Annotated in this window: 20 protein-coding genes; 7 read left to right on the forward strand and 13 right to left on the reverse strand. The window is 48.9% G+C overall.

The window, feature by feature from the left end; genetic code table 11:
- Positions 1 to 10: 10 nt before the first annotated feature.
- The 6 genes from HZU75_RS16745 to HZU75_RS16770 all read right to left on the reverse strand — a co-directional run bounded on the left by HZU75_RS16745 (position 11) and on the right by HZU75_RS16770 (position 4,291).
- The gene (locus tag HZU75_RS16745) at positions 11 to 559 is read right to left on the reverse strand and encodes a hypoxanthine-guanine phosphoribosyltransferase (protein ID WP_228028283.1); all 549 of its coding nucleotides are present in this window, start codon (positions 557 to 559) and stop codon (positions 11 to 13) included.
- Between the two features lie 27 nt (positions 560 to 586).
- Positions 587 to 1,129 carry an adenine phosphoribosyltransferase gene (locus HZU75_RS16750; RefSeq protein ID WP_373279650.1) on the reverse strand — a complete coding sequence of 181 codons (543 nt, stop codon included), beginning with the start codon at positions 1,127 to 1,129 and terminating at the stop codon, positions 587 to 589.
- Positions 1,130 to 1,159: 30 nt separating this feature from the next.
- On the reverse strand, positions 1,160 to 2,452 hold the full coding sequence (locus HZU75_RS16755; RefSeq protein WP_180307108.1) for an NCS2 family permease: 1,293 nt from the start codon (positions 2,450 to 2,452) through the stop codon (positions 1,160 to 1,162).
- A gap of 113 nt (positions 2,453 to 2,565) precedes the next feature.
- Positions 2,566 to 3,135, reverse strand: a complete 570-nt coding sequence (locus HZU75_RS16760) for a TMEM165/GDT1 family protein (protein WP_180307109.1) — start codon at positions 3,133 to 3,135, stop codon at positions 2,566 to 2,568.
- A gap of 240 nt (positions 3,136 to 3,375) precedes the next feature.
- Positions 3,376 to 3,882 (reverse strand): low molecular weight protein-tyrosine-phosphatase, encoded by a 507-nt coding sequence (locus HZU75_RS16765; protein WP_228028120.1) that lies wholly within the window; start codon positions 3,880 to 3,882, stop codon positions 3,376 to 3,378.
- A gap of 112 nt (positions 3,883 to 3,994) precedes the next feature.
- Complete coding sequence (locus HZU75_RS16770) at positions 3,995 to 4,291, reverse strand: hypothetical protein (RefSeq protein WP_180307110.1); 297 nt, start codon at positions 4,289 to 4,291, stop codon at positions 3,995 to 3,997.
- A 169-nt stretch (positions 4,292 to 4,460) separates the two neighbouring features.
- Between HZU75_RS16770 and HZU75_RS16775 the strand changes: the two genes are divergently transcribed.
- Both HZU75_RS16775 and HZU75_RS16780 read left to right on the forward strand, forming a co-directional pair.
- A complete protein-coding gene (locus HZU75_RS16775; RefSeq protein ID WP_180307111.1) occupies positions 4,461 to 5,543 on the forward strand; it encodes a class I SAM-dependent methyltransferase in 1,083 nt (360 codons plus the stop codon).
- A gap of 54 nt (positions 5,544 to 5,597) precedes the next feature.
- Positions 5,598 to 5,852, forward strand: coding sequence for a RepB family protein (locus HZU75_RS16780; RefSeq protein WP_180307112.1), 255 nt, complete (start codon positions 5,598 to 5,600; stop codon positions 5,850 to 5,852).
- 62 nt (positions 5,853 to 5,914) lie between these two features.
- On the opposite strand, the gene HZU75_RS16785 is transcribed toward HZU75_RS16780, so the two are convergent.
- Entirely contained in the window at positions 5,915 to 6,856 is a 942-nt protein-coding gene (locus HZU75_RS16785; protein ID WP_228028121.1) for a tRNA dihydrouridine synthase, read from the reverse strand.
- 143 nt (positions 6,857 to 6,999) lie between these two features.
- Here HZU75_RS16785 and HZU75_RS16790 point away from each other — a divergent pair, with 143 nt between their 5' ends.
- The 5 genes from HZU75_RS16790 (at position 7,000) to dapD (ending at position 11,192) form a co-directional block, all read left to right on the forward strand.
- The gene (locus HZU75_RS16790; RefSeq protein ID WP_180307113.1) at positions 7,000 to 7,587 is read left to right on the forward strand and encodes a LexA family protein; all 588 of its coding nucleotides are present in this window, start codon (positions 7,000 to 7,002) and stop codon (positions 7,585 to 7,587) included.
- 81 nt (positions 7,588 to 7,668) lie between these two features.
- A complete protein-coding gene (gene queF, locus HZU75_RS16795; protein WP_180307114.1) occupies positions 7,669 to 8,508 on the forward strand; it encodes an NADPH-dependent 7-cyano-7-deazaguanine reductase QueF in 840 nt (279 codons plus the stop codon).
- Between the two features lie 9 nt (positions 8,509 to 8,517).
- Entirely contained in the window at positions 8,518 to 9,051 is a 534-nt protein-coding gene (gene msrA, locus HZU75_RS16800) for a peptide-methionine (S)-S-oxide reductase MsrA (protein WP_180307115.1), read from the forward strand.
- Between the two features lie 92 nt (positions 9,052 to 9,143).
- On the forward strand, positions 9,144 to 10,340 hold the full coding sequence (dapC, locus tag HZU75_RS16805; protein WP_180307116.1) for a succinyldiaminopimelate transaminase: 1,197 nt from the start codon (positions 9,144 to 9,146) through the stop codon (positions 10,338 to 10,340).
- 30 nt (positions 10,341 to 10,370) lie between these two features.
- Positions 10,371 to 11,192, forward strand: coding sequence for a 2,3,4,5-tetrahydropyridine-2,6-dicarboxylate N-succinyltransferase (gene dapD, locus HZU75_RS16810; RefSeq protein WP_180307117.1), 822 nt, complete (start codon positions 10,371 to 10,373; stop codon positions 11,190 to 11,192).
- Positions 11,193 to 11,298: 106 nt separating this feature from the next.
- Here the strand turns inward: dapD and rpoS are convergent, their stop codons facing one another.
- The 6 genes from rpoS to HZU75_RS16840 form a co-directional block, all read right to left on the reverse strand.
- On the reverse strand, positions 11,299 to 12,270 hold the full coding sequence (gene rpoS, locus HZU75_RS16815; RefSeq protein WP_180307118.1) for an RNA polymerase sigma factor RpoS: 972 nt from the start codon (positions 12,268 to 12,270) through the stop codon (positions 11,299 to 11,301).
- Positions 12,271 to 12,273: 3 nt separating this feature from the next.
- Positions 12,274 to 13,263, reverse strand: coding sequence for a peptidoglycan DD-metalloendopeptidase family protein (locus HZU75_RS16820; RefSeq protein ID WP_180307119.1), 990 nt, complete (start codon positions 13,261 to 13,263; stop codon positions 12,274 to 12,276).
- Positions 13,264 to 13,401: 138 nt separating this feature from the next.
- On the reverse strand, positions 13,402 to 14,052 hold the full coding sequence (locus HZU75_RS16825) for a protein-L-isoaspartate(D-aspartate) O-methyltransferase (protein WP_265575733.1): 651 nt from the start codon (positions 14,050 to 14,052) through the stop codon (positions 13,402 to 13,404).
- Positions 14,049 to 14,792: a 5'/3'-nucleotidase SurE gene (gene surE / locus HZU75_RS16830; RefSeq protein ID WP_180307120.1), complete on the reverse strand. Its 744-nt coding sequence runs from the start codon at positions 14,790 to 14,792 to the stop codon at positions 14,049 to 14,051. Before surE ends, HZU75_RS16825 begins: the two co-directional genes overlap by 4 nt.
- A 56-nt stretch (positions 14,793 to 14,848) precedes the next feature.
- Entirely contained in the window at positions 14,849 to 15,733 is an 885-nt protein-coding gene (locus tag HZU75_RS16835; protein WP_228028122.1) for a DMT family transporter, read from the reverse strand.
- A 96-nt stretch (positions 15,734 to 15,829) separates the two neighbouring features.
- On the reverse strand, positions 15,830 to 16,969 hold the full coding sequence (locus tag HZU75_RS16840) for an aromatic ring-hydroxylating oxygenase subunit alpha (protein ID WP_180307121.1): 1,140 nt from the start codon (positions 16,967 to 16,969) through the stop codon (positions 15,830 to 15,832).
- Positions 16,970 to 17,137 lie beyond the last annotated feature (168 nt).

The raw sequence follows: 17,137 nt of genomic DNA on the forward strand, positions 1-17,137 counted from the left end.
TGATTACGAATTACAAGCCTTTAACCGCATACACGGCCAGAGTATTACGCCAGTACCCTTGGTAGTCCATCCCGCAACCAAACAAGAAGCGATCTTCTACTTCCATTCCAACAAAATCAGCCTTAATCCCCACCGCCTTACGATCATGCTTTTTATCAATCAAGACAGCTACATGCACCGCACTAGCACCCTGTTGTTTGCAGTACTCAACAATCGCAGCCAAGGTGTGACCTTCATCAAGAATGTCGTCAACAATAACGACAGTGCGACCACGCAAATCCTCGCGAGGCTTAACCTTCCAATCCAATTCGCCACCAGAAGTCTCGTTACGGTAGCGAGTTGCATGCAGATAAGCCATCTCAAGCGGAAACTTAAGGCGCGGCAACAAATGCCCCGCCACAATCAAGCCTCCATTTAATACGGTATACACCACAGGGTTAGTATGTGCTAAAGCCTTACACATCTGCTCACCCATCTGATCTAAAGCAGCCAACACTTCGGCCTCAGGATGCAAGCAATCTGCATTATCTAAAATGGTACGAGCTTCGGGCAATTCCATGGTCACGATAAAATCCTCACTCCAAGCTTAATGCCCAGAAAAATCACAAACAGTAAATAATTCAATACCTTGTTGCCGCACAAGATTTGAGCCCCCCAACTCGGGCAAATCAACAATAGCAGCCGCCTCAACCACATTTGCGCCAATCCGCCTCAGGAGATTGGCCGCAGCAATCATGGTTCCACCAGTTGCAACAAGATCATCAATTAATAATACGCGATCCCCAGCTTTGCAAGCATCGGCATGCAACTCAACCGTTGCCGAACCATATTCAAGCTCATACTCTTCGGCAATGGTATCAAACGGCAACTTCCCTTTTTTACGCACAGGAACAAAACCCAGATTCAGCTCGTAGGCAACTACAGCCCCCAAAATAAAGCCGCGAGCATCAACGCCAGCCACCACATCTAGATTTTGATCCATATACCGATGCACAAAAATATCCACAAGCACCCGAAAGGTTTTAGGATCTTGCAGCAGCGGCGTTATATCGCGAAACATGACCCCCTGTTGCGGCCAATCCGGAACCGTTCTTATCCTTGAGCGAATGTAATCAGCGTAGGGCGGCATAGCCAAAACAGGGGCAGTCATCATCTAATCTCAGTGAAAAAAAGCAAACTTCACGACCCACAAGCCTGCAATAATCAAAACCGCCGGACTCAAATCTTTATGACGACCTGCCAGCAATTTAATTACTGCATAGCTAATAAAACCAAATGCAATGCCATCAGCAATTGAGAATGTAAATGGCATTGCTAGCGCTGTCATCACCGCAGGAGCTGATTCGGTAAGGTCATTCCACTCAATTTCGGCCAAGCCACGCGTCATTAGTACAGCCACATAACACAATGCTGGCGCGGTTGCATATGCGGGCACGGTAGCTGCCAACGGAGAGAACCAAAGCGCCAACAAGAACAAAATTGCCACCACCAATGAGGTCAAACCTGTGCGACCACCGACCGCGGTGCCTGCAGCAGATTCGATATACGCAGTTGTTGACGAAGTACCCAATGCTGCGCCAGCAGTAATCGCTACCGAATCAGCCAAGAGTGCTTTCTTTAGGCGAGGCAACTTACCATCTTTATCCAGCAAACCTGCGCGATGAGATACACCGATTAACGTACCTGTGGTATCAAACAAATCGACGAAGAAGAATACAAACACCACCCCTAGCAGACCGACATTGAGAGCACCAGACAAATCCATCTGCATAAACGTAGGTGCAATTGACGGAGGCGCTGAGAAAACCCCCTTAAACTGTGACAAGCCCATCAAAATAGAAATGCCAGTAACCGCCAAAATCGAGATAATGATCGAGCCGTGAATTTTGCGGTATTCAAGTGCAATGATTAGAAAGAAGCCAAATATGGCCAGCAAGGTCGTTGGCGAATGGATATCACCCAAGGTCACCAATGTCGCAGGCGAGCCCACCACCACTCCAGCATTTTTTAGCGCAATAATCGCCAAAAACATCCCAACACCAGCTGATATTGCCAATTTGAGTGAGTGCGGAATCGCATTCACAATCGCCTCACGCACTTTAAATAACGAGACGATCAAGAAGATAATACCGGAAACAAACACAGCACCTAAGGCAACCTGCCAAGAAACCCCCATCCCCTTCACGACAGTGAAAGTAAAATAGGCGTTCAACCCCATACCTGGCGCCAAGGCAATCGGATAATTGGCCACCAAGGCCATGATTGCAGTACCAAGCGCCGCAGCCAAGCAAGTCGCAACAAACACCGCATTAAAATCCATACCAGTTAGCGCAAGAATGGATGGATTAACAAATACGATGTAGGCCATAGTTAGGAATGTTGTAAAACCTGCAATTACCTCAGTTTTTACATCAGTCCCATGCTCTTTGAGCTTAAAAAAAGCATCCAGCATGTCTCTTCCCCGTTCATTTTAATAAATAAAAATTATACAAATAGCGAGATGGGGCACCTCTGTGGGCACCACCATGCTCGCTATTAATGAATTATTTGCTTTTACCGAAAAGCTTAGTAGCCAACACCCGCCAACGCCAGCACACCAATCACAGCAAAAATTGCGGCCGCAACAAAACGCACCATGCGCAACAAATGCATGCGACTTGAAATCCAATCACCCAAGTAAACCGCAGGCACATTGGCAAGCATCATTCCAAGTGTCGTCCCCAGTACAACCTGCCATAGCGGCGTGTATTTTAATGCCAAAGCAACAGTCGCCACTTGTGTTTTGTCACCCATTTCAGCCAAAAAGAAAGCAATACAGGTCGCGACAAAAGCACCATAAGGTTTAACCTCAGCCTCACCCTCTTCCATCACATCGGGCACAAGCGCCCACGCAGCAATCGCAAGAAAACCTAGGCCAACCACCCATCGCAAAATATCGGCAGAAATCAAACCCGCCACCTGCTGCCCAATCCAGCCAGCAGCAAAATGGTTTAATACCGTAGCAACAAAAATGCCCGCAACAATCGGCAGCGGGCGTCTAAAACGAGCAGCGAGAATCAGCGACAGCAACTGGGTTTTATCCCCCATTTCTGCAACTGCAACTACGCCGGTTGAAACTAAAAATGCATCAAACATAAATCAACTCCAGGGTGGGCAAACGACACGAGGTCAACCATGCAGCCCACCCATGAGCACATAGCCAACCTCGGGTCTCATCTGGCGACAGTTGTCGCTGCATACGCCATAAAGCTGAGCTTTAAGTTTGTTGACGTACACCTAGCTCATACCAGCTAAAACTGCGCTGCGGCTAGTGATTACTCCCCCGAAGGAATGTGTCATTCTAGAACAGCGCTGAGCCTGCTTACAAGTAGGGGATTATAGCGATTCGGCATTTAATTGTGCCTGCGCAAACTTCAACACGCCCGAGCATCCGCCCTCAACCAAATCAAGCACACGCTCAAATCCATCCGCACCGCCATAATAAGGATCTGGCACATCGGTCTCATCGCACTGATCAGCATACGCCAAAAAAAGCTGCACCTTAGACTGCAACTGACTTGGGCAACGTCGCCGTAAATGCGCCAAATGCCCTGCATCCATCGCCAAAACCAAATCAAAACGTGAAAAATCCTGGTCTACCACCTCGCGCGCGCGCAGAGTAGATAAATCATACCCACGCTTCTTTGCATGTTGTTGTGCCCGACGATCAGGGGGCTCGCCCACGTGATAATCAGTTGTACCGGCCGAGTCAACAGTAATACGGTCAGACAGACCAGCCTGCAGGACCATTTGCCGCAACACACCGTCCGCCGTAGGGCTGCGGCAAATATTGCCCGTACACACAAAAAGCACCGAAAAATGCGTCACTTCACCTTGCGTCATAGATTAGCACCTTCGTAAATTCACAAACTCGCAAGATAACATAACCAGACGCAATCCATTTTGCCCAGATCAAACCGCCATCACTATAACTTCTTTGATTAAGCAAGACAGATTAGTCATGCAATTTTACCAACCGCTGACAAAGCTCATCCAAATGCTCTGGTGTTTCAAACAAATCCTGACTTACCGCCCGCTCCAATTCACCCCGACGTGACCGCAGGGCAGACAATAAAATCGCAACATCCGTGCGATCAAGCTCGATAGCCACAATCCCGTAAAGTTTTTTTCTGCGCCGATAGGCCGCCTGCTTTTGGGCGGGAGTCATCGCTTTGCCCGTTTTGGGTCGGCCGCGTTTCTTGGGTACGGGCAGCAAATCGAGAGTTTGTGTGTCTTCTAATTGTCGAGCCATAGTCTTGCTAAATGAAAAGCGGGCGGCATTCTACCAAAAAAACCATTTTTGGTAACGGTCGACTTTTTCAGCAAAACAGTCGGTCCACAAATCTGGCGCGGCAGTTTTACAGCACTCTCCGCATAGACCAAGGTAAAATCATGCAATTAATGCCAATGCTGGATTTCAAATGCAATCGCCGGACTTTGCAGCACTCAATCTAACCCGCTACCCAACCAAGCACGACAAAGCACTACAAGCCTGGGACGCTGCCGATGAATACCTATCCCAATTCATGACGGAAAGTGGCTCGGTATATTTAGTAAATGACAGCTTTGGCGCGCTTCATTGCGCCGCCGAAATTGCGGGCATTAGCAGCATTACACACATCAATGATTCTTGGTGCTCCCAACAGGCAATAAGCCTTAATTCAAGAGTCCATCCATTTATTGCCCCCCACAACGACAGCAAGCTAACAAACCCACAGCTTATTCTTGCCAAGCTGCCAAAATCACTCTCACTGCTCAAGGCGCAACTGCAGCAAATTGCGGCTCAAATATCCACACCAATCGATATTTATTTTTCGGGCATGCAAAAACATGTGGGCAATGGCCATCTCGATGTCGTGAAAATTTTTTGCCCGAACCTTCGCTACCTACCAACACAGCGCAAGGCACGTCTCTATCAGGGCACGATCAAACCTGAGACTATCTCAAGCCAGGCCACCACTGTGTCCGTGCCAGAACTAGGCATACAACTGATCAATCAGCCAGGCGTATTTGCCGAGGACACTGTAGACATCGGGTCTAGATTCTTTATCAGTCACTTCACCCAACTGCCAGCTGCAAAGCATGTAGCGGATGTCGGTTGCGGTAATGGACTTTTATCGCTGGCCTACCACCAACACCAGCCACAGGCAGAACTCTCTTTATATGATGAATCATTGGCGGCCATTGAATCAGCACGCTGCAGTTTTCAGCTCAACTACCCCAATGCAAGCGTTAGCATCACGCACAATGATGGCCTCAGCAATGTCGAGCAGTTGTTTGATCTAATCCTGATCAACCCACCATTCCACCAGCAAAACACAGTCACCACCGACATTGCATTTAGCATGTTTGCGCAATCAAAAGACCGCCTCAGTTCAAATGGCGAGTTGTGGATTGTCGCGAATCGACATTTAAACTACCAAAACGGCTTGCGCAAATGGTTTGGGCACATTGAGTGCGCCGCCCAAAATGCAAAGTTCATTATTTTGCGCGTGCGCCACTAACCAACAAAGAGCATCTCATGCTAATATCGTGACAAGTCCCAAAATAATATTGACATGACCGATTCTGTTAAACGCCCACGTGGCCGCCCAGCCCTCTCTGGCGCCGCAATGAGCCCAGCCGAACGCAAGCGGCGCTCGCGCGCCCTGCAAGTGACTCGCGCCACGCAAGATCACAACGCACGACTACCCAAAGCGCTATCAGTTGAAATAGATGCCAGCTTGCACCAACGCTTTTCACGTTTTTGCCAGCAAAAAGGACTAACCCAAGCGCAGGGGCTAGAGCTACTGATCTCGACACTAGCAAATTAAACCAAGGGTATAGCCACAAAAGCAAGCAAGAGCACTGCCTGCATCACCATACCCATACGACCCTAGACAGAACCTAACACCAGCGCAGGAAAACCTACTTCAATTTCTTCACGTGTATTTAAAGTACGAATCTGCGCAAACAATACTTCGGCCTCTGGGTAATGTCGGCGCAAATAATTCAGCCACTGTTTAAGTCGCCCAGCTTGGTATTTCGGATAGCAATGCAGCAACACCTGCTGCCAGAACACCACAAACAGTGGCATCAGCGCTTCCCAGGCCAATCCCTGCCCCGTTTTTGCCTCCAACGCCAGACCAGGATTAGACACGATGCCGCGCCCAAGCATAATATCGTCGCATTGGGAAACTTCTTTGCAGCGCCTAAACTCTTCAACCGTCCAGATTTCCCCATTGGCAACCACATTAATGCCAACCTGCTCTTTAATAAGGGCGATCCACTCCCAGTAAGCAGGCGGCTTGTAGCCATCGGTCTTCGTTCGCGCGTGCACAACCACCTCATCCGCACCCGCGGCCTCAATTGCTTGCGCGCAAGCAATTGCTGGCGAAGTATCGGTGTAACCAAGGCGCATTTTGGCGGTGACGGGAATCGAAGGTGGCACAGCATCACGCACCGCCTTAACGATTTGGTATATCAATTCAGGTTCATTGAGCAATACTGCGCCACCACGATGGCGATTGACCGTTTTGGCCGGACATCCAAAGTTAAGGTCGATGCCAGCAGGGGAAAAGCCGGCCAAGCGGGCGGCATTCTCAGCCAAACAGACAGGATCAGAGCCCAGCAACTGCACCCGCACAGGGACGCCACTGGCAGTTTTACTATTGGTGAGTAATTCTGGGGCGATTCGTTCAAATGTGCGATTGGGCAGCAATGTATTTGTTACCCGAATAAACTCGGTGACACAGATATCAATACCACCAGCACGCGTGATCACATCACGCAGCACGCAATCGAGCAAACCTTCCATTGGAGCTAAAAAAATTCTCACGCTTCAATCGCCAAACATAGAAAACACACATTTTACCAGAGCATGCCCGTCAAACCTCACCGAAAGGACAATTGCCACAACACTTGACAAGGGAACGTTCGTTCAATACGCTAACAGAACGAATGTTCAATGAGGTAAGCACCATGGCCAACCCGAACCGCGACCATGAATATCTAGGCAAACTGCAAGACTATTACACCGATTACCGCAGCATTCCATCATACGCAGTAATTGGCGAACTACTGGGTATGGCCTCAAAGTCTGCGGTCTCTGCACTGGTTAAGCGCCTTACCCTAGCTGGGTATATAGAAATGACGCCCGATAAACGGCTCGTCCCCACCAAACGTTTTTTTGAGCGAGAACTAGCCGATTTTAATGTTCCAGCCGGGTTACCAGCCGCGGCTAACGACGCCATGAGTGAATCAATTTCACTCGACGAATACTTGATGCCACGCCCTTCAACATCGATCATCATTAAAGTACGTGGCGACTCAATGCTGGAAGCAGGTATCTATGACGGAGACTTGGCCGTTATTGAAAAACGGCATGCCGCCCATGTCGGCGATTTGGTGGTTGCTATTGTCGACGGTGAATACACGCTAAAAGAGCTTGGACGAGATAAACAAGGGTATTACCTCATTCCACACAACCCTGATTTTTCCATCATTCGCCCCAGCGAAAGCCTGGAAATCTATGGCGTTGTCGTTGGACTCATGCGCAAGTATCGCTAACGATTTACCCAGTGAATCTGAGCCACCAGAAAACCACATCGGGTAGAATAAACGCACTTACTCTATTCATAAGGCCATCACGTGACCGACACGTTAAACGCTGCTCAGGCATCGCCACTTGGGAAAACCGTCAGCTACATTAGTCAATACGACCCAAGCCTACTATTTCCTATCCCGCGCCAAGGCAAGCGGGACGAAATTGGGATTGGCGCAGAACTACCATTTATGGGTCTAGACATTTGGAACGGCTACGAATTGTCGTGGCTAAATAAACGTGGCAAGCCACAAATCGCGCTTGCCACTTTCCAAATTCCCGCCAACAGCCCCAATATTGTCGAATCAAAATCATTCAAACTTTATTTGAATAGCTTTAATCAGACTCAGCTCGAAGACGCGGCAGCGTTGACTCAACTGCTACGAGATGACCTAAGCGCAGCAACCGGGGCCTCAATCCAAGTCAAACTAAGCGCACCAGAATCCTTTAACCAGCTAAAATTTGGTGAACTACCCGGTTTTTGCATCGACAATCTCGATATCGAAGTTAATCAATACGACCCAACCCCGCAAATCTTGCATTGCGATGAATCCGACGGCACCACCACGGAAACGCTAACTTCCAACCTACTCAAATCAAATTGTTTGGTCACTGGGCAGCCGGACTGGGCCAGCGTGCAAATTCAGTATGTTGGCAAGCCAATTAACCGCGAAAGTTTGCTTCGTTACCTGATTTCGTTTCGGAATCACAACGAGTTTCACGAACAATGCGTAGAGCGGATTTTTGTAGACATCATGAAAGCCTGCCACCCGATGAAGCTGGCCGTTTACGCACGCTATACTCGCCGCGGCGGGCTAGATATCAATCCATTTCGCAGCAATTTTAATACCGATTTTCCAAGCAATTTGCGCGGCGCACGCCAATGAGGAGCTGACATGACTGAAATTGCAACATTAGCAGGCGGTTGCTTCTGGTGTCTTGAGGCGATATTCAAACGCCTTCGCGGCGTACACCATGTTCAATCTGGATACATTGGGGGGCATATCTCGCAACCCCAATACAAGCAAGTCTGCGAGGGCAATACTGGGCATGCCGAAGCGGTTGAAATCGAATTTGATCCAAGCATCATTAGTTACTCTGATTTATTGCAGGTTTTTTTTGCCATTCACAACCCCACCACAATAAATCGACAAGGAAATGATATCGGCCCCCAGTACCGTTCAGCCATTTTTTTTCACAACGATTCGCAACACCTGCAAGCAAAAACCGCGATTGCGGATGCCAGCAATGAATGGGGCCAAGCTATCGTTACCGAACTAAATGCAGCCAGTACTTTTTGGCCTGCCGAGCTTGAACATGCCGATTATTACAATCTGCACCCGAATCAACCTTACTGCATGGCAGTAGTGGGTCCTAAAGTGCAAAAGTTCATGCAACACTTCAATCATTTACTGAAACCACAAACCTAAAGGAATATATTTATTCCTTTTTTTGCTAAGGGTTGCGACGCATGCGCCCAGCCCTTAGGCTATAATCAGCACTTTCCCTAACAGATCGTGACATGTCGCCACGCCTAGAGCTACTTCACCCCTACCCGTTTCAAAAACTTCGTCAGCTATTTAGCGACCTTACGCCAAATCCGGCTCGCAGCCATGTTAATCTTTCGATTGGCGAACCTAAACATCCGGCGCCAGAATTGGTTAAAGAAGCTTTGATGAGCAACCTAGCCGGGCTGTCTAGCTATCCTGCAACCCTAGGTAGTGATGAGTTACGCACCAACATCGCTCAGTGGATAGCAAAGCGCTATGAAATTGACGCGCCCAATCCAGCCACCGAGATTCTGCCCGTTAATGGCAGTCGCGAAGCACTGTTTGCTTTTGCGCAAGCGGTCATCGACCCGCTAGCGGATCAAGCATATGTACTCTCACCCAACCCTTTTTACCAAATTTATGAGGGTGCGGCACTCTTAGCGGGCGCACAACCTTGGTTTGTGAACTGTCTGGCGGAACATCGCTTCCAGCCAGACTGGGCTAGCGTTCCCGAAGATATTTGGGCAAAGACACAACTAGTTTATGTCTGCTCACCAGGCAATCCAACTGGTGCAGTTGCCAGCTTAGCCGATTGGCAAAACCTATTTGAGCTCTCAGACCGATACGGCTTTGTAATCGCCTCGGATGAGTGTTACTCAGAGATTTACTTTGGCGATAACAAGCCGCTTGGCGGCCTCGAGGCTGCACGCAAATTGGGCCGTGACTTTACCCGGCTAGTTATGTTTTCATCACTGTCAAAGCGATCAAACGTGCCAGGCCTGCGCTCAGGCTTTGTGGCTGGGGATGCGAGCATTTTGGCGAAATTCCTGCTTTACCGCACTTATCATGGCTGCGCCATGAGCCCGATGGTGATGGCTGCCAGTGCTGCAGCTTGGCAAGATGAAAATCACGTCATTGAGAATCGCGCACAGTACAGTGCAAAATTTGCTGCTGTAACCGACAAGCTCGCCAAGGTGCTTGATGTTGCGCTACCAGATGCTGCATTTTATCTATGGGCCAAGGTCCCCAAGCAATTTGCCAGTGACGAGCAATTTGCGCGCGAATTGTTCAAGCAAGAACACGTTACAGTATTACCTGGCTCCTACCTAGCCCGCGAAGCGCATGGCGTAAACCCTGGCAAAAACTATGTCCGCATAGCCCTGGTGGCCCCGCTTGCCGAATGCATTGATGCGGCAGAGCGCATTGTCCGTTTTTGTAATTCCCACTAATTGTGGCCCTTATTTTTAAATGGAGTGATTATGAGTAATTTGCAATCAATTATCGAAACCGCTTTTGAGAACCGGGCTGACATCACACCAAGTAATGTTTCAGCAGAATTGCGCGACGCAGTTAACGAAGTGATCAATGCTCTCGACAAAGGCCAATTGCGTGTTGCAGACAAAAGCAATGGCGAATGGGTGACCAATCAATGGGTAAAGAAAGCAGTATTACTTTCTTTCCGCATCAATGACAATGTCGTGATGGATGGTGGCTGCACTAATTATTTCGACAAAGTGCCAAGCAAGTTCGGCGACTACACCGAAGCCGACTTCCGTGCAGGCGGCTTCCGTGTCGTACCTAATGCAATTGCCCGCAAAGGCGCCCACATTGGCAAAAATGTCGTACTAATGCCTTCGTACGTCAATATTGGTGCTTTCGTTGATGAAGGTACTATGGTTGACACTTGGGCAACCGTTGGCTCTTGTGCGCAAATTGGTAAAAATGTTCACTTATCTGGCGGCGTAGGCATTGGCGGCGTTCTGGAACCTCTGCAAGCTGGCCCGACCATCATTGAAGACAACTGCTTTATTGGCGCACGCTCCGAAGTTGTGGAAGGTGTGATCGTTGAAGAAGGCTCGGTAATTTCAATGGGCGTCTATATCGGCCAATCAACCCGCATTTACGACCGCGAAACAGGTGAAGTGAGCTACGGCCGCATCCCTGCTGGCTCTGTTGTCGTTTCCGGCAACCTACCATCCGCTGATGGCAAATACAGCCTGTACTGCGCTGTGATTGTGAAAAAGGTGGATGCAAAAACGCGCTCAAAAGTTGGCATCAACGAGCTGCTGCGCGGCATTTAAGCAAGATTGGGTATATGCGCAAAAACAAGTACGCACACTAGTTTTGACGCTATACCCAACAAAAAAGCCAGTCATCCGACTGGCTTTCTTGCATCAAAGCATTTTCTTACAGCACAACATCTCTGGTTACACCATAGCGGCGTAAAATACGGCGCAGTTGATCTAGCGCCTCAATTTGAATTTGCCGTACACGCTCTCGAGTCAGACTTAGATTGGCAGCTAAGTCCTCCAAAGTACAGATCTCATAACCATTTAAACCATAGCGACGTTCAATCACCATGCGTTGCTTTTCGTTCAACTGCCGCATCCATTCGCGCACATACCGCTCAACCTCAGCATTTTGCAAAGTCGCCTCTGGACCATCATGCTGATCATCGGGGATTGACTCACCAATCGTTAACATTGGGTCAATATCCAACGGCGCATCAAGCGATGCAACACGCTCATTCAAACCCATTACACGGCGCACATCTTCAACATCTTTGCCAACCAGATGTGCAATATCCTCAACACTTGGATCATGCCCCAGCGAAGCCTCTAGATGACGCTGCGCGCGCAAATATACATTCAGCTCTTTGATTACATGCACAGGCAAGCGTATCGTACGTGATTGATTCATAATCGACCGCTCGATACTTTGCCGAATCCACCAAGTTGCGTAGGTAGAAAAGCGAAAGCCACGCTCTGGATCAAATTTCTCCAACGCATGCATCAAACCGATATTGCCTTCCTCAATCAAATCGAGCAGCGTCATGCCGCGATTGATGTAATGTTTTGCAATATTCACCACCAGACGCAGATTATGCTCAATCATTTTCTGGCGAGCAGCAAAATCACCTTGTACCACCAACCGAGATAATGCCCGTTCTTCATCGGGAGTCAGTAATTTGCACTGCCCAATTTCATTCAGGTAAATCTGCGTTACGTCACCGGTACTTTCGCTGACATAGCGCTCGGGATCTTCCTTAGCCTCTGCTTCGATGTCATCCACTTCTTCATCAACTTCAGCATCGGCCTCTAGCACTTCTACTTCGTCGATAATGAGGTCTTGTTCAATGATTTCGCTTTGTTCGCTCATGATTTATTCTGTCGCGATGAACTTGCCTGGATCTATGGGTTTACCACCTTTGCGAATCTCAAAATGCAACTTCACTTGATCAGCATCGGTTTTGCCCATTTCGGCAATTTTTTCACCTTTTTTAACGACATCTCCCTCTTTGACTAGCAATTTATCGTTATGTGCATAGGCGGTGAGATAACCATTGCTATGCTGCAATATCACCATCTTCCCGTAGCCCCGCAAACCTGTGCCAGCGTAAACTACCTTTCCTTGTGCTGACGCAACAATAGATTGCCCAAGTTTTCCCGCAATATCAACGCCTTTACTCACCTCACTATAGCCACGCACCACCTTTCCACTGGTAGGTATCCCAAAATCCACGCCACTGGTATTGACAGAAGTAGGCGATGATGCCACTGGAGCACTTGATTTATTAGGGTTCGGCGATGCCGTAACAGTAGGCACTGTTGCAATTGGTTTGACACCAGAAGCTGTCACAGAGCTTGCAATCGACTGTTGTTTTGTTGCAACTTTATTGCCATCACTCGCCACCATAGAGGCAACAAGCTGCGGCGTATATACTTCCTTGACCGCCTTGGGCGCGGTCTTAGTGAGCACCGCCGTGTTCGCTGCTTTGACTGAAGGCGAAGGGAGGGCCTCAGCCAACGGCGTTATGGTGACGCCACCCTCACCTAATGGAGCAGACAGTTGCAGCACCTGACCAATCTTGATATTGGGGTCAGCCAGATGATTCCAAGCCATCACATCTTGATAAGAAACTTTATTCTCAGCAGCAATCCGGTAAAGGGTATCCCCTTTTTTAACTGTATATGCTCCAGCCGCACTGGTATTAGCCACCACCGCCGGCACCGGCGTTGAAACAACGGCAGGCACAGCACTGACGGGCGCATTTCCTTCGATGATGGGTGCTGGGGTAAGACGCGGACTTGAACAAGCCGCCAACAAACAACTAACAGACAAAATAGACCAGTGAAAAGCGCGCACGCTCATCTCCCACTACAAACAAGTAAAGAAAGAAGCGCCGCACGACTGCGCCCCTTGTAAATAACATTGTGCGACAGTGTACACGTGATAAAGCAAATTTCAGCGGTAAAAATAAGGCAGACAGTAGTCTTAAATCAGAATAAATTATCCCAACCCAGGCAATAACGGTACAAAATTGACCTTCTCCAGCCGACTTTCCAGAAAATCGCTACCTTTGCGCTCAATCATGCGCAATTCCTGCTCCTGAGTACCCACAGGAAAGATTAAACGACCACCGTCTGACAACTGATCAATTAAATTTTCTGGCACGATTGGTGCCGCAGCAGTAATTAGGATGACATTGAAAGGGGCCAGATCAGGCAAACCCAAGCTCCCATCTGCATGGCGGAGGCGGGCATTATGCACGCCCAAGCGACTCAATCGCTCGCGGGTATTGCGCACCAAACCGCCGATTCGCTCAATCGAATGCACTGTTTTGAACAACTTGCTCAGCACAATGGTTTGGTAGCCACAACCAGTTCCAATTTCCAGCGCAACGTGCCGCTCAGCAACCATCGCAGCCAACTCACTCATCCGTGCCACAATATACGGCTGCGAAATTGTTTGCCCAAAACCTATCGGCAAAGAGGTGTCGTCGTAAGCCTTATGCGACAATGCTTCATCAATAAATTCGTGCCTAGGCACTTGACCGATGATACTCAAGACTTGCTCGTGACTAATCCCCTGTGAACGCAAACGCTCCACCAAGCGTGATCTGGTGCGCGCGGAGGTCATTCCCGTGCCGGCGCTAATCATGATTGCATCCAGCGATTAATCGCATCCAGCTGCGGATATGCTGTCAAATCAACCGATAAGGGCGTTATCGACACATAGCCACGCTCGATGGCATCAAAATCAGTACCTTCACTCGCATCAGCGATTTCACCAATCGGCCCCACCCACCAAATCGTATCACCTCGAGGGTTTTGACTGCGGATCACCGAGGCTGATTTATGTCTACGCCCAAGCCGCGTCACTAAAACACCTTTGAGCTGCTCATATGGAACATCAGGAACATTTACATTAAGCAGCACAGGCTCACGAAACGGCGCACGCCTAAAACGCTGCACCAGTTCACGCGCCACCTTGGCCGCAGTCTCAAAATGGACGGGGTTGCGTGAGGCTAAAGAAATCGCAATCGAAGGAATGCCCAGCAAATAGCCTTCAGTCGCAGCAGCAACCGTCCCCGAATAAATGGTGTCGTCGCCCATATTGGGGCCATGATTAATCCCTGAAATCACCATATCGGGCGGTGTTTCCATTAAGCCAGTGGCAGCCAAATGAACGCAGTCGGTCGGAGTGCCATTAACGTAATGAAAACCGGAAGGCGACACTCGCACCTGCAAAGGCCGATCCAAGGTTAACGAGTTACTCGCACCGCTACGATCGCGTTCAGGCGCACAAACCAGTGCATCACCCTCCTCACCCAATGTCATTGCCAGAGCAGCAATCCCAGGGGCGAAATATCCGTCGTCATTACTAATCAAAAAGCGCATTTTTTTCTCCGATCCATGCATTCTAACTGGAACGTCACCGTCGGCAAATATGCTTCTTAACTACGTTGCAGCCTGGTAGCACCACCCCAGATTCCAGCCACGACAATCAACAACATACCGATAAGGGAGACCAGCGAAATTGCATCCCCCCAGATAAGGCCAGAAAATAAAGTAGAAAATGCCACGGTTAAGTACGCCAAGCTAACCACCACCAAGGAGCGACCTTTTCGATACGCTCTGGTCATACACAATTGTGCCAGCGTGGCGGCCGCTCCCATACAAAGCAACACCAGCCCTTGCGACCAACTGGGCCAATGCAAGCTTTGCGGTTGCAGCAACATCCAGCAACCAGCACCTACAGTTGAAACCAGCGAAAAATAAAACACAGTTCTCCACTCCGGCTCACCGTACTTCCCCAATTCACTGACATTTAAATATGCAACACTTGCCAAAATACCAGAACCTAACCCAAGCACCCCAGCAAGCCATTGCTCGCTACTAAGCGTGGGCCTCAAGAGCAATACTACGCCAACAAACCCCAGCAGCACGCTCAGTAACTGCTGGCTACTAGGCCAGCGCTGCTGATGCACTGTCACCACCAACACAAAAAAAATCGGCGAGGTGTAATTGAGTGTGACTGCCGTAGCCAATGGCAAATGCCCAATCGCATAAAAATACAGCATCAGCGCGACAAAACCTGAAACACTACGACTTAAATGCAATTTGAGTCCAATACGATCCAGTCGGATCGACTTTCCTTGCCACCAGACCACCGCACCAATACCCAGCAGACCTGCGCCACAGCGATAAAATACCAACTCAGCAGTAGAAAAATGCTGGCTACCCAACTTCACAAACATACCCATCACCGCAAATGCCATGCCTGCCAACACCATCCAAAATGGACCAGACTGGTTGCAACGCAAAATGAATTGTTTCATTAATACCCTGGTGGCGTATTGCCACACACCCCGTGCTGAATCTGAATAAAATACATATACCAAAATAATAAAGGCAGCTATCGCTGCCTTTTTAGCTTACTTTTCCAAGCTATTTATTGCGTCGCCCATTTCTCGACGTAAGAACTGATGAAAATGTCGCATCCCATCTTCCATTGGGCTTTGATATGGCCCAACTTCATTGCGGCCGGCTTTATACAAAGCCAAGCGCCCCGCTTCCATGCGATTAATAATCTCAATGTCTTCAACAGCAGTTTCGGCATAAGCAGCTTGTTCTGCGGCCACAAACTCGGGCTCAAAGAACGCAATATCTTCCGGGTAGTAAAACTCCACCACATTCTTGTAACTACGTGGACCCGTCGGAATAATCGTCGAGATTACCAGCGTGTGCGGATACCACTCTACAGTGATATTCGGATAATAAGTTAGCCAGATCGCGCCATGCTTGGGCATTTTGCCCTGATCGTAGCGCTTAACCTGACTTGACCACGCCTCATAAGTTTTCGAGCCTGGCCGAGCCAAGGCATTGTGCACGCCAACAGTTTGCACTGAATACCAATCGCCAAACTCCCAGTTCAGCTCATTACATTCGACAAATTTACCCAGCCCAGGGTGAAATGGCACAACGTGATAGTCTTCAAGATAGACTTCAATAAAAGTTTTCCAGTTTCCCTGATACTCATCCACCTGCACGCTGTGCAAGACATATTTAGAAAAATCGAGATCTTTGCGTACGCCAAGATTTTTCAAATCCCCTTCAATGTCACGCCCATTATTTTCAAACAACAGGCCATTCCATTGGGTTAACTCGGTTTCCGGTAAATGCAGGCAGGGATTAGCCGGAAAATGTGGCGCCCCCAGCAATTGACCATGCTGATCGTAAGTCCAACGGTGCAAAGGGCAAACGGTGTGGCTCGCATTACCGCGCCCGGTAAGCATGCTAGCTTGGCGGTGACGACAAATATTGGAAAAAACTTTCACGCCCTGATCGGTACGTTTGAGATAGCGCGCACCATCATCAGCTTCGAGCACATGATAATCACCCTGATTGGGTACCATCAACTCGTGACCAACGTAACGCGGCCCTTTGGCAAACAGTTGCTCAAGCTCTAGTTGATACAGTTTTTCATCAAAATAAGCGGCAACAGGTAGTGGTGTTGTTAAATCCAGCGCCAGAATCTCTTTACAAGCTTCTGCTGCTGTAGCCAGATTGGACATAATCCAATACCCCCTGGGCTAGAAGGTCTTGCCACTTTGTGCGCAATCGACCGCGCAACGATGGGTGGGCAAGCCATCAAAACAATAATCGCCAGCCAAATGGGCTGACCCGAAAAAAGCCGAGCATTATTACAGAGCCTTAGTACAATGGCAACAAAAAGCCCAAAA

It is taken from the genome of Chitinibacter fontanus, assembly GCF_013423785.1.
Classification (GTDB): Bacteria; Pseudomonadota; Gammaproteobacteria; order Burkholderiales; family Chitinibacteraceae; genus Chitinibacter; species Chitinibacter fontanus.

Excerpts from the sequence above, each read along its gene's own strand:
- HZU75_RS16745 (WP_228028283.1), bottom strand. The coding sequence starts at position 559 with ATGGAATTGCCCGAAGCTCGTACCATTTTAGATAATGCAGATTGCTTG.
- HZU75_RS16750 (WP_373279650.1), bottom strand. The coding sequence starts at position 1,129 with ATGCCGCCCTACGCTGATTACATTCGCTCAAGGATAAGAACGGTTCCG.
- HZU75_RS16755 (WP_180307108.1), bottom strand. The coding sequence starts at position 2,452 with ATGCTGGATGCTTTTTTTAAGCTCAAAGAGCATGGGACTGATGTAAAA.
- HZU75_RS16760 (WP_180307109.1), bottom strand. The coding sequence starts at position 3,135 with ATGTTTGATGCATTTTTAGTTTCAACCGGCGTAGTTGCAGTTGCAGAA.
- HZU75_RS16765 (WP_228028120.1), bottom strand. The coding sequence starts at position 3,882 with ATGACGCAAGGTGAAGTGACGCATTTTTCGGTGCTTTTTGTGTGTACG.
- HZU75_RS16770 (WP_180307110.1), bottom strand. The coding sequence starts at position 4,291 with ATGGCTCGACAATTAGAAGACACACAAACTCTCGATTTGCTGCCCGTA.
- HZU75_RS16775 (WP_180307111.1), top strand. The coding sequence starts at position 4,461 with ATGCAATCGCCGGACTTTGCAGCACTCAATCTAACCCGCTACCCAACC.
- HZU75_RS16780 (WP_180307112.1), top strand. The coding sequence starts at position 5,598 with ATGACCGATTCTGTTAAACGCCCACGTGGCCGCCCAGCCCTCTCTGGC.
- HZU75_RS16790 (WP_180307113.1), top strand. The coding sequence starts at position 7,000 with ATGGCCAACCCGAACCGCGACCATGAATATCTAGGCAAACTGCAAGAC.
- msrA (WP_180307115.1), top strand. The coding sequence starts at position 8,518 with ATGACTGAAATTGCAACATTAGCAGGCGGTTGCTTCTGGTGTCTTGAG.
- dapC (WP_180307116.1), top strand. The coding sequence starts at position 9,144 with ATGTCGCCACGCCTAGAGCTACTTCACCCCTACCCGTTTCAAAAACTT.
- dapD (WP_180307117.1), top strand. The coding sequence starts at position 10,371 with ATGAGTAATTTGCAATCAATTATCGAAACCGCTTTTGAGAACCGGGCT.
- rpoS (WP_180307118.1), bottom strand. The coding sequence starts at position 12,270 with ATGAGCGAACAAAGCGAAATCATTGAACAAGACCTCATTATCGACGAA.
- HZU75_RS16820 (WP_180307119.1), bottom strand. The coding sequence starts at position 13,263 with ATGAGCGTGCGCGCTTTTCACTGGTCTATTTTGTCTGTTAGTTGTTTG.
- HZU75_RS16825 (WP_265575733.1), bottom strand. The coding sequence starts at position 14,052 with ATGATTAGCGCCGGCACGGGAATGACCTCCGCGCGCACCAGATCACGC.
- surE (WP_180307120.1), bottom strand. The coding sequence starts at position 14,792 with ATGCGCTTTTTGATTAGTAATGACGACGGATATTTCGCCCCTGGGATT.
- HZU75_RS16835 (WP_228028122.1), bottom strand. The coding sequence starts at position 15,733 with ATGAAACAATTCATTTTGCGTTGCAACCAGTCTGGTCCATTTTGGATG.
- HZU75_RS16840 (WP_180307121.1), bottom strand. The coding sequence starts at position 16,969 with ATGTCCAATCTGGCTACAGCAGCAGAAGCTTGTAAAGAGATTCTGGCG.